Genomic DNA, 14,779 nt, shown 5'->3' with positions numbered 1-14,779 from the left:
TGGCGGGACGGTTTTGAACAACCGTCCCGTTTGATTTGCACTATGCATAACCAAAGTGCCGCATACAGCCTTGACTGGCATGTATGGAAAATATTTCAGCTACAGGCTACCTGAAAACCGCTGCACCGATTTTCAGGTAGCCTCATACTTGGGCAGATTCCAAACCTACGCTACGGTTTATTCCCAAACAATACCCCATAACCAAAAGCAAGTAACAGCAACACCACTATCAGCCAAGTAAGAGGCGATTCATTCAGCTCTTTGTAACGCAGACCGATTGCCTTACAGGCTCGATAGCGTAGGAAAAACGGCAAAAGGGCGTAGGCAAGCATCACGCCCACCGCCAGCCAAAATAGGATTTGCCCCGCCAGCGGCGACAATGAATCCAACACGCCCACCATCCAAGCAAACAAGGCAAGCAGCGCGGGAATCCCGAGTGTGTATGCCCATAGTCCCCCTGGTTTCCGCATGTGCCATGGTAGCCTTAGCAGGACTATCCAAGCTCAGGACACTTGCCCCGCTGCCGCCGCTATAACTGCCCTGCGGTGCGTTGTCAGTGGTTTCCTGCCGTGCCTTATAGGGGTTGTATATGCCGTTCTTCACATAGTTTTGGCATTGCTTGGCAGGCAGATCCAAGGGCGTGGCCTGTTCGGTGTAGCAAGTGCAGCTTGTATCGGTTTGCACACAGGCAACAGGGTAGGGCATGGTTTGGATATTGCGGTTATGGTTGTTATAGATGGGAGCAGTCCACGGCTGAAAGGTGATCTGATTCGATGATGTGTTCGAAAAGGATGAAGCTGCGATCTGATTCAATGTTCAGTTTGATGGCGAGTTCACAGAAAAGATCGCCTGGTTGCTGGCCTAGGTAGGCGGTGATGTTTGGATAGGTAGGTAATTGATAAGACATGAAAAAAGCTCCTTTGAGTTAGCTTGATCAAAGAGAGCTAGTCCAGCCTTATGATGTGAATAATGCCTGTCTGGCAAAGATACCGTCAGGACTAGCCCCCGACGGCGCGAAATATATAAGGCTACCTGAAAATTGATTTCCATTTTTCAGGTAGCCTTTTGTGGTTACACCAAGCCTTTCTTGGCTAAGTAGCCTTCGTAATCGCCCATGTAATATTCGAAGCCGCCTTTGCCGTCGAGCTCGATAATCTGCGTGGCAAGAGAAGACACAAATTGGCGGTCGTGCGACACGAAAATCAGCGTGCCTTTGTATTTTTCCAGCGCCATGTTCAGCGATTCGATGCTTTCCATGTCCATGTGGTTGGTCGGCTCGTCCATAATCAGCACGTTGGGGCGCAGCAGCAGCAGTTTGCCGTAGAGCATGCGGCCTTTTTCGCCGCCGGAGAGCACTTTCACTTTTTTCACCACGTCGTTGCTGCCGAACAGCAAACGGCCGAGCGTGCCGCGAATCACTTGTTCGTCGTCGCCTTCTTGGCCCCATTGGCGCATCCATTCGGTCAGGTCCATGTCGCAGTCGAAGTCGTTTTCGTGGTCTTGCGGGTAGTAGCCGATGGTGGCTTTTTCCGCCCATTTGATGCAGCCTGCATCGGGTTTGATGTCGGAAAGTTTTTCGTCAAACGCGCCGGCAAGGAGTTTCAGCAGGGTGGATTTGCCCGCGCCGTTCGGGCCGATGATGGCGAGGCGTTGTCCGGCTTCCAAAATATAAGACAGTTTTTCAAACAGAGTTTTGTCGAATGATTTGGCGAGGTTTTCCACTTCCACGGCCTGGCGGTGCAGCTTGTTTTTCTCGTCGGTTTCAAAGCGGATATACGGGTTTTGGCGGGTGGACGGTTTCACTTCCACCATTTCGGCTTTGATTTTATCGGCCTGTTTCAGACGGCTGGTGGCTTGGCGGGCTTTGGATTTGTTGGCACTAAACCGCGCCACAAATTCTTGCAATTCCTGCAATTTTTCTTTGGCTTTGGCGTTGTCTTTCAGCGCGCGTTCGCGGGATTGGGCGGAGGCGAGCATGTAGTCGTCGTAATTGCCGGGGTAAACGGTGATGGTGTTGTAGTCCAAATCCGCCATGTGGGTGCAGACTTCGTTCAGGAAGTGGCGGTCGTGGCTGATGATAATCATGGTGCTGTCGTATTGGTTCAGCACGCCTTCCAGCCAGCGGATGGTGTTGATGTCCAAGTTGTTGGTCGGCTCGTCCAAAAGCAGCACGTCGGGTTTGGAGAACAGGGCTTGCGCCAGCAGCACGCGCAGCTTGAAGCCGGGCGCGACTTCTGCCATGGTGGCGTTGTGCAGTTCTTCGGCAATGCCCACGCCGCTGAGCAATTCGGCGGCACGCGCCTCGGCGGTGTAGCCGTCGTATTCGGCGAACTTGGCTTCCAGTTCTGCCGCGTGCATATAGTCTTCTTCGGTGGCTTCGGGGTTGGCGTAAATTGCGTCGCGTTCGGTCATCGCCGCCCACATTTCGGTGTGTCCCATCATCACCACGTCCAGCACGCGCATGTCTTCGTAGGCAAACTGGTCTTGGCGCAGTTTGCCCAAGCGCACGCCGTGTTCAATCGCCACTTCGCCGCTGGTCTGCTCCAAATCGCCGCCCAAAATCTTCATGAAGGTGGATTTGCCGGATCCGTTCGCGCCGATAAGGCCGTAGCGGTTGCCTTCGCCGAATTTGACGGATACGTTTTCAAACAGCGGCTTCGCGCCAAACTGCATGGTGATGCCGGAAGTGGAAATCATGGGTGCGCCTTTGCGGAAAATTAGAATATAAAAAGCGGGCGATTTTAACACAATCAATGCTTTCTGTATTTAAAACAACCCTTCTCACCATAGCCGGCATCTATGGCAGCGGAAGCCGTTCTTTCTTCTTGCCGGGCGAGGAGTTGCAAACAGCATGAGCAATACCGCAACGCCTGCTGACGCAGCAGGCAGAAGTGCTTTAGCCGTGCTTGCAAAATTTTCAGGTAGCCTTTACCCTAACGCCATTATTCATTTCCACATCTTAACCAATATCATGAACAAACCGTTCCGCACACTCATCCTGGCCGCCGCACTCGGCTGCTCCGCCCTCGCCGCCCATGCCGAAACCCGCGTGTTGCTTGAAACCAGCCAAGGCAATATTGAGCTTTCTCTGGATGAAACCCGTGCACCGAAAACCGTGGAAAACTTCCTCGCCTACGCCCGCAGCGGCTTTTACAACGGCACCATCTTCCACCGCGTGATTCCCGGCTTCATGATCCAAGGAGGCGGCCTCACCGCCCAAATGGCCGAAAAAGCCCCCATCCGCCGCGCCCTCGATAACGAAGCCGCCAACGGCCTGAAAAACAACCGCTACACCATCGCCATGGCGCGCACCCCCCAGCCGCACTCCGCCACCAGCCAGTTTTTCATCAACCTGAAAGACAACGAATTCCTCAACCACACCGCCCCCACCGCTCGCGGCTACGGCTATGCCGTGTTCGGCAAAGTAACCGCCGGTAAGGAAGTGGTGAACAAAATCGCCGGCGTGCCCACCGGCACGGTGGATATGTATCAAAACGTGCCCCACACGCCCGTCGTGATCCGCCAAGTGCGCGTCCTTTCGCAATAATCCCAACGCATCAGGAGTATGACCAGATGAAAAAAGCCCTTACCCTCGCCGTTCTCGCCGCCGCCTTCGGCAGCGCCCAGGCCGACACCTATAAAATCGACAGCCATCACACCAACGCCCGTTTCGCCATCGACCACTTCAACACCAGCACCAACACCGGCGGCTTCTACAACCTCTCCGGCACGGTGGAATACAACCCGCAGGCCAAAACCAGCAGCGTGAAAATCGACATCCCCGTGGCCAACTTGCGCAGCGGCAACGAACAGTTCGACCACCACCTTGCCTCCGCCGACCTATTCAACGCCGCCCAATATCCCAGCATGCGCTTTGAATCCACCCGCTTCAACTTCCGCAACGGCAAGCTCGCCAGCGTGGACGGCCGCCTTACCCTGCTCGGCCAAACCCACCCCGTGCGCCTCAACGCCGACCGCTTCAACTGCTACCACAGCCAGCGCGCCAACGCCCAAGTGTGTGGCGGCGATTTCAGCACCACCATCGACCGCAGCAAGTGGGGCATGAACTTCCTGCAAGGCGTGATCAGCAACCAAGTGAAGCTGAACATCCAAATCGAAGCCGTTAAACAATAATCCCGTATCAAAGGCTACCTGAAACCCCAAACCGTTTTTCAGGTAGCCTCTTCCCTTTTCTCCAACCTAATTACAGGACAATAGACATGATCAAACTCCACACCAACTTCGGCACCATCGGCATTGAGCTCGACCACGAAAAAGCCCCCGAAACCGCCGCCAACTTCGAACAATACGTGAAAGACGGCTTCTACGACGGCCTTATTTTCCACCGTGTGATCAAAGGCTTCATGATTCAAGGCGGCGGCATGGACGAAAACATGCAGGAAAAACCCTCCCGCGCCCCGATTAAAAACGAAGCCCAAAACGGCCTGAAAAACAACAAATACACCATCGCCATGGCGCGTACCCAAGCCCCGCACAGCGCCTCCTCCCAATTCTTCATCAACACCAAAGACAACGACTTCCTCAACCACACCTCCCCAAGCCTGCACGGCTGGGGCTACACCGTATTCGGCAAAGTAGTGGAAGGCCAAGATGTCGTCGACGCCATCGAAGGCGTGGCCACCAAACGCCACGGCTACCACGACGACGTGCCGGTTGAACCCGTAGTCATCACCAAAGCCGAAATCGTATAAGCAAACCAGCCGGGCCGGCTGCAGCATGCCGGCTCGGCTTTCACATATAACCATCTATGTATAAAGGGAAAATAATATGATCTTCATCTGGGGCAGCAAAGGCTATTTCGACGACCTTGGCGAAAGCGGCGAGAGCTGCATCTGCAGCCACTGCAACAACCGCGTCAACCTGCACATCACCAACGCCTACACCAAATTCACCTTCTTCTTCATCCCCCTGTTCCGCATGGAATCAAAATACTACCTCACCTGCCCCATTTGCTCCCACGGCTGGAAACTCAAACGCCAGGAAGCCAAACAATTGATGCAACCCCGCTAAACTGCCATGCCCATCGACCTCGGCATTTACCACCGCCGCCTGCACAAACTCGCCTACTACACCCGCCACAGCCCCTTCGGCCTGTTGCCACACCGCCTGCTCGCCAAATCCATAGAGCCCGTATTGGCCGAGTTTGCCCGCCTTCCCAGCGAAATCCAGCAGCAAATCCGGCAGCGCGTGGACTACTGCAACCGGCAAAACCAACCGTTTGCCCTTTCAGGTAGCCTCACCCCGGTAGGCCAAGCCGGCAACTTCAAACGCGGCAGCCACACCTCCGCCTACTACTACGACCTCGCCGCCCTCCTGCGCTACTTCCCGGCAGAAGCCCGCTTCGCCTACGAATTCGGCGATGTCACCCACATTCCCGCCCAGCCCGCTTTCGTGAAAAGCCGCCCCATCCGGAGCGACAACCAACACTCCGTTTTACTCAAGCTCGACAGCGTGCGCCACTTCTACATTTATCCAGACCGTACCCCCTTTGCCGCCAAACGCAACCAACTCGTCTGGCGCGGCGCCGCCTTTCAAGAACAACGTCTGCGTTTCTTGAGCCAATACCACGACCATCCCCAGTGCGACGTCGGCTGCGTACACAAACAATCCATCGGCCAGCCCTACCACCGCAGCTTCATGAGCGTAGGCCAACAGCTGCAATACAAATACATCCTCAGCATCGAAGGCAACGACGTCGCCACCAACCTCAAATGGATACTTGCCTCCCGATCCCTCTGTTTCATGACCCCCCCCGTCTACGAAACCTGGCTGCTGGAAGGCCTGCTGCAGCCTGAAGTCCACTACGTCCACCTCCAGCCCGACTACAGCGATTTCGAAGAAAAACTCGCCTTCTACCAGCAACACCCCGATGCCGCCGAACGCATCATCCGCAACGCCAACGCCTATATGCAGCCCTTCTTCAATAGCAGGCAAGAACTGATCACCAGCCTGCTGGTGATGCAGAAATATTTTGAATTAGCCAAAAACTGATGAATCAGCCCGGCCACAACAAAAGGCTACCTGAAACATAGCGTAAACCACACACGCTTTTCAGGTAGCCTTATTCAATTATCTTCAATCAAAACCGCTCGTGCGGCGCCAGATAGCGCCACTGCCCCGGCGGCAGCGCGCCGAGTTTCACCTTGCCGATGCGGATGCGCTTGAGCCCCACCACACGCAGCCCCACCAGCTCGCACATGCGGCGGATTTGGCGTTTTTTGCCCTGTTTCAGCACAAAGCGCAGCTGGTCTTGGTTTTGCCACGACACCTTGGCCGGCCGCAACGCTTCGCCGTCCAGCTTCAGGCCGTGGTTCAGCAGGCGCAGGCCTTCTTCGGAAAGCTTGCCCTTCACGCGCACCAGATATTCCTTTTCCACACCGCTGTTTTCACCGATCAGGCTTTTGGCCACGCGTCCGTCTTGCGTGAGCACCAGTAGCCCGACCGAGTCGATATCCAGCCGGCCGGCGGGGGCGAGACCGTGGCGGTGTGCCGCTTTAAACTTTTGCGGGCTGCGGTCTTCCGGCCAATGGTTGGCCTCAGTAATCAACTCAGCAGCGCTGCGGTAGCCTTTTTCGGCCTGCCCGCTCACGAAGCCCACCGGCTTGTGCAGCAGGATGGTCACCCGCCCGGCCTGCTCTTCGTGCGCGGCGCGGTGCAGCTCGATGCGGTCGCCTGCGCCCACCTTTTGGCCGAGCACGGCTTTCTCGCCGTTCACGCTCACCCAGCCGCGCTCGATATAGGCATCGGCTTCGCGGCGCGAACAGAGGCCGAGCTCGGCCATGCGTTTGGAAAGGCGGACGGTGTTGTCGGGTGTGGTCATATTCGTTTCTTTGTTAGGCAGATTTTGATTTCAGGTAGCCTGCTTGGCGCGAAGAGGCTACCTGAAAAACAGGAATGGCAGCTCAAGCGGTTTTCAACTTTACAGGAACTCAGCCTTAGCTTAGCCAAACATCGCTTTTAGCTAGCCTCTCGGGCAATCGGCTACCTGAAAACAGCATCGGGCTTGGCCGCGCCGCCACTTCACGGCGCCCTATTGGCGGGCTGCCGGAAATGGCCGACGATTTCGTGGCGGAACAGGACGTCCTCTTCGCGCGTGCCTGCGCCTATATTGTGGATAATCAGCGGTGTATCACCCTGTTTGCGGTCGGATACGATGCCGATATGCGGCAGCCCTCTGCCCGCCAGCCGCCAGGTAACGATGTCGCCCGCGCGGTATCCGTCTTGCACCGCCCAGCCGTGCCGTGTGAAATAAACCTCCAGATTCGGCACGCGGCGGTGGTCGATATTCGGATCGGGGCGTTTCAGCCCCCAGCGGTTCGGGTAGGCGGAAAAATTCGCTTTCATGTCTTGGTGAACCAGCTGCTGCAAGTCTATGCCCTGCTGCCGCAGTGCGCGAACCACCACATCGGTGCACACACCTTTCGCTATCGGCACATCACCCATCGGATAATCCAGCGCAGTATAGGCGGGGTCGTAGCGCACGGTTCGGCCGATTTGGCTGCGGGCGGCGCGGACGATGGGCGGCGCCTTATCCGCGTTGCCGACCTGCTCCGATGCAGGCGGCGGCGCGGCGGGATTTTGCGGCGGGCGGGTGGGATTCGCAAAATAAGCGGCAGAGAGGGCAACGGCAATCAGTAGGGCGGCGAAACCAACGCGGCGGAGCAAACGCATAACTCAACTCCTTAAAATCGGTCGTTCAAGGCGGAGGCAAGCTGTTTCGGGAGAACAGGCTACCTGGAAGCGAAGCCTCAACGCAGTTAAAACCATATAGGCTTTGCTCGGCCGGGCGATTTATAGTGGATTAACATAAACCGGTACAGCGTTGGCTCGCCTTGCCGTACTATTTGCGATTTATTTTCAGGTAGCCTCTTCGGGATGCTGGGCAAACCAATCGCGCACGCGCTGCAAATCTTCGGCGGTGTCCACCCCGGCGGCGGGGGCGTTGTCGCACACGGTTACAGCGATTTTGCCGCCATGCCACAACACGCGCAGCTGTTCGAGCGATTCGATGCTCTCCAGCGGCGAGGGCGGCAGGCCGACGTATTGGTGCAAAAAGCCCACGCGGTAGGCATACAGGCCGATGTGGCGCAGCGGGGCGAAGCCTTCGGGCAGCACGGCTTGCGTTTCGGCGAAGGCGTCGCGCGGCCAGGCGATGGGGGCGCGGCTGAAATAGAGGGCGTTGCGCCGCTGGTCGAGCACCACTTTCACGCAGTTGGGGTTGAGAAATTCGGCCGCGTCGGCAATCGGGTGGGCGGCGGTGGCCATTTGCGCACTGCTGCTGCCGAGCAATTCGGCGGTGCGGTTGATGAGGGCGGGATCAATCAGTGGCTCGTCGCCCTGCACGTTCACGGCGATGTCGCTATCGGCCATGCCCAGCAGCAGTGCGGCTTCGGCTAGGCGGGCGGTGCCGCTGGTGTGCTGTTTGCCGGTGAGCACGGCTTCAATGCCGTATTCGGAGCAGGCGGCGGCAATGGCGGTGTGGTCGGTGGCCACGACGATGCGCTGTGCCTCGCTCAGCTTGGCGCGCTCGGCCACGCGCACCACCATGGGTTTGCCGGCAATATCGGCCAAGGCTTTTTCAGGTAGCCTGCTGGAGGCCAGGCGGGCGGGGATGATGACGGTAAACGGGGTGCTCATGCGTGCAGCTCTTCTTCGGTGAGGGGGCGGGCTTCGTTTTCCAGCATGATGGGAATGCCGTCGCGGATGGGGAAGGCCAGCTTGGCTTGGCGGCTCCACAATTCTTGGCGGCCGGCATGGTATTCGAGCGCGCCTTTGGTGAGCGGGCAAACGAGGAGGTCGAGGTATTTTTTGTCCATGGTTTGGGGTCTCCGGTTGGTTGGGTTGGCGCGGCGGGTATCGGGCGCGAACGCCTGTTGGCAAAATTGCTTACGCTGTGAGGCTGCCCGAAACTTTTCCGCGCGGCCTGCCGTGCCGCTGTTTTCAGGTAGCCTGCTCCTTAGTCCGGCAGGCAGCGGCGCATTACGGCCTGCACTAAGGCTTCCGGCAATTCGGCGCGCACAGGCAACACCCATACTTCCTGCGCGGTGTCGGCGGCGAGCTTCACTGCGTCTTTTTCAGTGACGATGTAGCAATCGGCTGCGGGCAAATCGGCAATCTGCCAGGCGGCGTGGTCGGGCAGGGCAATTTGCCGTTCGGTTTCGATGCCCAGCCGCGCCAGTTCGGCAAAAAAACGTTCGGGCTTGGCGATGGCGGCGGCGGCGATAACGCGGCGCTGTTTCAGGTAGCCTTCAGGCAAGGGTTCGTGCGGGCGGTGCAGGCGGTAAATCTGCCCGCATTGCAGGCGGCTGCGGCAAAGCAACACGTTATCCGGCAGCGCCCAATCCGGCTCGTGGCTGTCGGGCGTGCTGTTAGCGAGCAGCACGGCGTTTACGCTTTCCAGCCGCTGCAAAGGCTCGCGCAAATTGCCGTTGGGCAGCAAATCCAGCGGCCGCCCTACATCGGCGGCGGGGAACACGGCCAGTTCGAAATCGCGTTGCAGGGCATAGTGTTGCAAGCCGTCGTCGGCAATGATGATTTGCACTTCGGGATGCGCGGCCAAAAGCGCCCTGCCCGCTTCGGCACGGCGGCTGCCCACGGCGGCAGGAGCGCCGGTGCTGCGATGCAGCAGCAGCGGTTCATCACCGGCCTGCGCGGCGGTGCTTTGGCTGGTTAACACATGCACGCCCTGCCCGCTGCGGCCATAGCCACGGCTGATGATGCCGGGGCGGATGCCGCGCTCCTGCAAGGAACGCACCAAGGCCTGCACCACCGGGGTTTTGCCGCTGCCGCCAGCCTGCACATTGCCCACCACTACCACCGGCACAGGCAGCTTTTCGCTGTGCCGCCGGCCTTTCAGGTAGCCTTCACGCCGCCGCGCCGCCAACAGGCCGAACAGCCGCGCCAGCGGCCATAAAATCGGCGTGAGCAGCGGGTTGGGCGTTTGCCAATGGCGCTCGATCAGGCGGTGCAGCATTTTTCAGGTAGCCTCAATCTTTCAGCTGGCCTGCCGGGCGCGGCGGTAATGCACGAAATCGAAGCGGATGCCGTTGGCAGCAGCGGTGTGGCTGCTGCGTTCAACCTCCTGCCATTCGTCGGGGTCAAAGGCGGGGAAAAAAGCGTCGCCGTCAATATCTAAGCGCACTTCGGTGAGGCGCAGATCGGTGGCCAGCGGCAGGGCTTGGGCGTAAATCTGCGCGCCGCCCATGATGATGATTTCGGGCACGTCGGTCAGCACGGCCAGCGCGGCATCTAAGCTGTCGGCACGTTCCGCGCCTTCGGCCTGCCAGAGCGGCTGGCGGGTAATCACGATATTGCGGCGGCCGGGCAAGGGTTTTTTCGGCAGCGAATCCCAAGTTTTGCGCCCCATCACCACGGGTTTGCCCAAGGTGTAGCGTTTGAAAAAGGCGAAATCTTCGGCAATATGCCAGGGCATGGCGTTGCCGCTGCCGATGCAGCGATTGTCCGCCACAGCGGCGATAAGAGTGATGGTTGGCATGGGAGGCTACCTGAAAAGTGGAGCAAAACGCCGCCATTGTAACGCAAGCCATCTTCCTTCACAGCCCCAAAACGTGCGCTTTGGTGTAAAATCCGCTTTCTTTGCGGCGCATGCCGCTTTTGCTTATTTCACTACAACGGAGCAGCGGACATGACCATCATCCCCCCCAACCACGACGGCGCAGGCCTGAATATCGGCATCGTACAAGCCCGTTTTTCCAACGAAATCGGCAGCGCCATGCTTGAAGTGTGCACCGAAAAACTGGTGGAAATGGGCGTGCCCGACGGCAACATCACCGTAGCCACCGTGCCCGGCGCGCTGGAGGTGCCGCTGGCGCTACAAAATATGGCGCAGTCGCACAGCTTTGATGCACTGGTGGCCTTAGGCGCGGTGATTCGCGGCGAAACCTACCATTTCGAATTGGTGTCGAACGAGTCCGCCGCCGGCATCAGCCGCGTGGGGCTGGATTTCAACATCCCCATCGCCAATGCTGTCCTCACCACCGAAAACGACGAACAAGCCCACGCGCGCATCCAAAGCAAAGCCGCCGAAGCCGCCGTGGTGGCGGTGGAATGCGCCAACCTGCTGCGCCGCCTCAATCCGGCCAGCAACAACCTGCCCGATGCCATCGTGTAGCCCTTGATTTCAGAAAGCCGAGTAATGAAACCGAAAAACCGCACCCCGCGCCGCCGCGCACGCGAATTTGCCGTGCAGGCGCTGTATCAGGCCGCGCTCAACCAGCTGCCCGATGCCGAAGTGGCCAAAAACATCCGCGAAAACGAATACTTCGCCAAGGCCGACAACGAGCTCTTCACCGCCATTTTCTTCGGCGTGCAGGCCAAACGCCGCGAGCTGATGCAGATCATCCGCCCGTTGCTCGACCGCGACGAAAAAGACCTCAGCCCCATCGAATGCGCCGTGCTGCTGGCCGCCGCCTTCGAGCTGCGCGATATGCCGGAAACGCCCTACCCCGTGATCATCAACGAAGCGATTGAAGTCACCAAAACCTTCGGCGGCATCGACGGCCACAAATTCGTCAACGGCATTTTGGACAAACTGGCGGCCGAACTGCGCCCCAACGACCCGAAACGCGCCTAATCCGCACCCGTTGGCGCATGCCGCAGGCTACCTGAAACCGCCGTATCCGCTTTCAGGTAGCCTTTGGCGTTTTATCGTGAATATGAATAAAAACAAACCGTAGGATAAAGTAAAGCACCCCGCCTGCTATTTTTCAGGTAGCCTCAGCCGCCGCTACGCTATCCCGTTAAAACAGGTAAAATACCTGCCGCACAGGCTACCTGAAACTGCCACGCCATGTATTACAAACTCGCCCCCATCATCCACGTCCTCTCCCGCCTCGGCTTCGTGTTTTCGCTGCTGCTCTTGGCGCCCACGCTCGTGTCGTATCTCTACCAAGACGCTGCCTTCTGGGTGTTTGCCGACACCGCCGCCGCCACCATCTGCGCCTCCGGCATCATCTGGCTCATCACCCGCAGCCATCAGCGCGAGCTGCGCACCCGCGACGGCTTCACCCTCGTTTTCCTGCTGTGGGTGGGTTTTGCCGTGGTCGCCTCCCTGCCGTTTTATTGGTATCTACCCAGCATCAGCTACACTGACGCCTTCTTCGAAGCCATCTCCGGCCTCACCACCACCGGCGCCACCGTTTTCACCAACCTCGACAGCTTTCCCCCCTCGCTCAACTTCTGGCGCCACCTGCTTAACTGGGTGGGCGGCATGGGCATCATCGTATTGGCCGTAGCCATCCTGCCCATGATCGGCGTGGGCGGCACCCAGCTTTTCAAAGCCGAAATCCCCGGCATCCACAAAGACAGCAAGCTCGCCCCCCGCATCTCCCAAACCGCCAAAAACCTTTGGTTAATCTACGTTTTCTTCACCCTCATCACCTGCCTCGCCCTGCGCCTGGCCGGCATGAGCTGGCTTGATGCCGTGTGCCACGCCATGTCCTGCCTCGGCCTGGGCGGCTTCTCCACCCACGACCAAAACATCGCCTATTTCGATTCCGTGCCCATCGAAATGATTTTGTCCGTCGGCAGCATCATCGCCGCCATCAGCTTCACCAACCACTACTACGCCTTCCGCCAACGCAGCCTCAACGTCTACCGCCGCGACAGCGAAGTGCGTGTGATGATTACCACCCTGATTGCCAGCATCATTGCCTGCACCCTCTATCTGTGGCACAAAGATTTCTACCCCGATTGGTCGCACGCCCTGCGCTTTGTCGGTTTTAACTTCATCTCCATCGGCCTGGCCAACGGCTACGCCAACACCGACTTCGCCGCCTGGCCGCTGCCCGTATCCCTCTGGATGTTTTTCCTCGCCAATATCCTCTCCAACGCCGGCAGCGCCGGCGGCGGGCTCAAAACCATCCGTGCCATCGTATTGTTTAAATTCAGCCTGCGCGAAATGATGCTGCTGCTGCACCCCAACGCCGTGCACACCGTAAAAATCAACGGCATGCACATCGCCGAGCGCACCGCCATGACCGTGCTCGTATTCACCGCCGTTTACTTCCTCACCATCATCTTCGCCACCTTCGCCCTCATGGCCACCGGCCTCGATTTCGTTACCGCCCTCACCGCCGCCACCGCCTGCATCACCAACGCCGGCCCCGGTCTCGGCAGCGTCGGCCCCGCCGGCAGCTACGCCGAACTAGCCGCCGTGCAAAAATGGCTGTGCGCCGCCGTCATGCTGCTCGGCCGCCTGGAAATCTTCACCGTGTTCATGCTCTTCACCCCCGCCTACTGGCGCAAATAGCGTTGAGCGGTTTCAGGTAGCCTCACCACAGATGATGGCTACCTGAAAAGTAGCGTGGCGTTTATGCCCAATCCAGCCCAATATTCCATTCACCTCATCGGAACAAACCCATGCCTTTCCCCGTAGAGCCCAAATATATCCAAGCTGCCGAACAATCCCTCGGCATCCAGCTCCCACCCCGCTTCAAAGCCAGGCTCTCAGCCGAAAACGGCGGTGAAATCCTGCTCGAACCCGACAACGAAGACAGCAGCTTCACCCTCCTGCCCGTATTCGACACCTCCGACAAAAAACGCCTGCGCCGCACCTGCAATCACATTGCCAAAGAAACCGCCTCTGCCCGGGAAAGCTGGCATGGTTTCCCCGCCCAAGCCGTGCTGATTGGCGACAATCAATGCGGCGACTTCCTGCTCCTATTGCCCGAATCCCCGCAACAGCTCGGCGAAGCCATCTTCCTCTGGTCGAGCGACGGCGGCGAACTGGAACAAGTAGCCAGCAGCATCGACGACTTGGCCGAGTAAGCATTTGATCTTTTATCTTATCTTTTCAGGTAGCCTACCAATTGAGCAGCCTGTACAAAGTAATCCAGGTAATTGGTGAACTATGCGAGCAAGACCAAGTTTTCTTTCTGGCATCACCATTTTCAGGTAGCCTTTCCCACCCAATCCGTTATAATCCCGTCCGTATCGCAGCAGGCCAGACAGTCGCCGCGCCTTTGGGCGGGGAGGAAAGTCCGGGCTGCACAGAGCAGGATGCCGGCTAACGGCCGGGCGCCGCGAGGCGACGGAAAGTGGAACAGAAAGCATAACCGCCGATGGCCGTGGCAACACGGCACAGGTAAGGGTGAAATGGTGCGGTAAGAGCGCACCGTGCGGCTGGTAACAGTCCGTAGCAGGCCAAACCCCATCCGCAGCAAGACCAAACAGAATGCAACGACGCTGCTCGCCGAGCATTCGGGTAGGTTGCTTGAGCCGCTTGGCAACAATCGGCCTAGAGGAATGACTGTCCAACGACAGAACCCGGCTTACCGGCCGGCTGCGGTACCCATTATTTCTAACCGTTTCGATAAAACCGATGCTGCCTGATTTACCCTACCGCGGCCTAATCGGAATGACTGAATATCGAAACTGTGCCAATCCATAAAATATCAAAACAACTACGGGCGGAAGTGCTTTCACACTTCCGCCCGCATCATTGGCAAGGGTTTAGAACTTATTGAACCTGGCTGCCTACCAGGCCGCCCAAGGCAGCACCCCCCAAGGTCGAGCCGGTGTCACCGCCAATCACATTGCCGGCCACGCCGCCCACTGCGGCACCCACTGCGATATTGCGCTGTTTGGTGGTCATGCCGGTACAGGCACTCAGGGAGGCAGTCAGCAGCATAACAGTGAAAATAGAAGTAATGGTAGATTTTCTCATGATATATACCCTTTCTATCAGTATCAGAGAGGTATGGCGGATTTGACCACCCTACCTGCCTGTGAGAGTATC

General features: G+C 58.1%; 19 protein-coding genes and 1 other RNA gene. 10 read left to right on the top strand and 10 right to left on the bottom strand.

Annotated elements, in window-relative coordinates:
- Positions 1-170: 170 nt before the first annotated feature.
- The 3 genes from HMPREF2796_RS07095 to HMPREF2796_RS07090 form a co-directional block, all read right to left on the bottom strand.
- Positions 171-470: a hypothetical protein gene (locus tag HMPREF2796_RS07095; protein ID WP_070632345.1), complete on the bottom strand. Its 300-nt coding sequence runs from the start codon at positions 468-470 to the stop codon at positions 171-173.
- A 260-nt stretch (positions 471-730) separates the two neighbouring features.
- Positions 731-907: a hypothetical protein gene (locus HMPREF2796_RS11395; RefSeq protein ID WP_168162821.1), complete on the bottom strand. Its 177-nt coding sequence runs from the start codon at positions 905-907 to the stop codon at positions 731-733.
- A 164-nt stretch (positions 908-1,071) separates the two neighbouring features.
- The gene (locus HMPREF2796_RS07090; RefSeq protein ID WP_070633453.1) at positions 1,072-2,697 is read right to left on the bottom strand and encodes an ABC-F family ATPase; all 1,626 of its coding nucleotides are present in this window, start codon (positions 2,695-2,697) and stop codon (positions 1,072-1,074) included.
- 274 nt (positions 2,698-2,971) lie between these two features.
- On the opposite strand from HMPREF2796_RS07090, the gene HMPREF2796_RS07085 reads away from it, so the two are divergent.
- The 5 genes from HMPREF2796_RS07085 to HMPREF2796_RS07065 all read left to right on the top strand — a co-directional run bounded on the left by HMPREF2796_RS07085 (position 2,972) and on the right by HMPREF2796_RS07065 (position 6,012).
- A complete protein-coding gene (locus HMPREF2796_RS07085; RefSeq protein ID WP_070633451.1) occupies positions 2,972-3,547 on the top strand; it encodes a peptidylprolyl isomerase in 576 nt (191 codons plus the stop codon).
- Positions 3,548-3,573: 26 nt separating this feature from the next.
- The gene (locus tag HMPREF2796_RS07080) at positions 3,574-4,134 is read left to right on the top strand and encodes a YceI family protein (RefSeq protein ID WP_070632342.1); all 561 of its coding nucleotides are present in this window, start codon (positions 3,574-3,576) and stop codon (positions 4,132-4,134) included.
- Between the two features lie 86 nt (positions 4,135-4,220).
- Positions 4,221-4,712: a peptidylprolyl isomerase gene (locus HMPREF2796_RS07075; protein ID WP_070632339.1), complete on the top strand. Its 492-nt coding sequence runs from the start codon at positions 4,221-4,223 to the stop codon at positions 4,710-4,712.
- A gap of 76 nt (positions 4,713-4,788) precedes the next feature.
- The gene (locus tag HMPREF2796_RS07070) at positions 4,789-5,031 is read left to right on the top strand and encodes a zinc-ribbon domain-containing protein (RefSeq protein ID WP_070632337.1); all 243 of its coding nucleotides are present in this window, start codon (positions 4,789-4,791) and stop codon (positions 5,029-5,031) included.
- A gap of 6 nt (positions 5,032-5,037) precedes the next feature.
- Positions 5,038-6,012, top strand: a complete 975-nt coding sequence (locus tag HMPREF2796_RS07065; protein WP_070632334.1) for a glycosyl transferase family 90 — start codon at positions 5,038-5,040, stop codon at positions 6,010-6,012.
- An 88-nt stretch (positions 6,013-6,100) separates the two neighbouring features.
- Here the strand turns inward: HMPREF2796_RS07065 and HMPREF2796_RS07060 are convergent, their stop codons facing one another.
- From HMPREF2796_RS07060 to HMPREF2796_RS07035, 6 genes are all read right to left on the bottom strand, one after another.
- The gene (locus HMPREF2796_RS07060; protein WP_070632331.1) at positions 6,101-6,841 is read right to left on the bottom strand and encodes a pseudouridine synthase; all 741 of its coding nucleotides are present in this window, start codon (positions 6,839-6,841) and stop codon (positions 6,101-6,103) included.
- 200 nt (positions 6,842-7,041) lie between these two features.
- The gene (locus HMPREF2796_RS07055; RefSeq protein WP_070632328.1) at positions 7,042-7,692 is read right to left on the bottom strand and encodes a DUF1287 domain-containing protein; all 651 of its coding nucleotides are present in this window, start codon (positions 7,690-7,692) and stop codon (positions 7,042-7,044) included.
- 186 nt (positions 7,693-7,878) lie between these two features.
- The gene (kdsB, locus tag HMPREF2796_RS07050) at positions 7,879-8,658 is read right to left on the bottom strand and encodes a 3-deoxy-manno-octulosonate cytidylyltransferase (RefSeq protein WP_070632325.1); all 780 of its coding nucleotides are present in this window, start codon (positions 8,656-8,658) and stop codon (positions 7,879-7,881) included.
- A complete protein-coding gene (locus HMPREF2796_RS07045) occupies positions 8,655-8,837 on the bottom strand; it encodes a Trm112 family protein (RefSeq protein ID WP_049258544.1) in 183 nt (60 codons plus the stop codon). The genes kdsB and HMPREF2796_RS07045 overlap by 4 nt, the downstream gene beginning before the upstream one ends.
- Positions 8,838-8,977: 140 nt before the next feature.
- Complete coding sequence (gene lpxK, locus HMPREF2796_RS07040; protein WP_070632322.1) at positions 8,978-9,994, bottom strand: tetraacyldisaccharide 4'-kinase; 1,017 nt, start codon at positions 9,992-9,994, stop codon at positions 8,978-8,980.
- A 21-nt stretch (positions 9,995-10,015) separates the two neighbouring features.
- Positions 10,016-10,516 carry a dihydrofolate reductase gene (locus tag HMPREF2796_RS07035; RefSeq protein WP_070632319.1) on the bottom strand — a complete coding sequence of 167 codons (501 nt, stop codon included), beginning with the start codon at positions 10,514-10,516 and terminating at the stop codon, positions 10,016-10,018.
- A 150-nt stretch (positions 10,517-10,666) separates the two neighbouring features.
- On the opposite strand from HMPREF2796_RS07035, the gene ribH reads away from it, so the two are divergent.
- The 5 genes from ribH to rnpB all read left to right on the top strand — a co-directional run bounded on the left by ribH (position 10,667) and on the right by rnpB (position 14,331).
- Positions 10,667-11,152, top strand: a complete 486-nt coding sequence (gene ribH, locus HMPREF2796_RS07030) for a 6,7-dimethyl-8-ribityllumazine synthase (protein ID WP_070632315.1) — start codon at positions 10,667-10,669, stop codon at positions 11,150-11,152.
- Between the two features lie 24 nt (positions 11,153-11,176).
- Positions 11,177-11,614, top strand: a complete 438-nt coding sequence (gene nusB / locus HMPREF2796_RS07025) for a transcription antitermination factor NusB (protein WP_003821852.1) — start codon at positions 11,177-11,179, stop codon at positions 11,612-11,614.
- A 216-nt stretch (positions 11,615-11,830) separates the two neighbouring features.
- Complete coding sequence (locus HMPREF2796_RS07020; protein WP_070632313.1) at positions 11,831-13,291, top strand: TrkH family potassium uptake protein; 1,461 nt, start codon at positions 11,831-11,833, stop codon at positions 13,289-13,291.
- Positions 13,292-13,401: 110 nt separating this feature from the next.
- Entirely contained in the window at positions 13,402-13,809 is a 408-nt protein-coding gene (locus HMPREF2796_RS07015) for an SMI1/KNR4 family protein (protein WP_064086252.1), read from the top strand.
- A 167-nt stretch (positions 13,810-13,976) separates the two neighbouring features.
- Positions 13,977-14,331: RNase P RNA component class A (rnpB, locus tag HMPREF2796_RS07010), an RNA gene on the top strand.
- A gap of 169 nt (positions 14,332-14,500) precedes the next feature.
- Here rnpB and HMPREF2796_RS07005 read toward each other — a convergent pair.
- Complete coding sequence (locus HMPREF2796_RS07005) at positions 14,501-14,707, bottom strand: glycine zipper 2TM domain-containing protein (protein WP_023886327.1); 207 nt, start codon at positions 14,705-14,707, stop codon at positions 14,501-14,503.
- Between the last annotated feature and the right edge of the window lie 72 nt (positions 14,708-14,779).

It is taken from the genome of Eikenella sp. HMSC071B05 (assembly GCF_001811325.1).
Classification (GTDB): Bacteria; Pseudomonadota; Gammaproteobacteria; order Burkholderiales; family Neisseriaceae; genus Eikenella; species Eikenella corrodens.
This window is presented reverse-complemented; position numbering and strand designations above follow the sequence as displayed.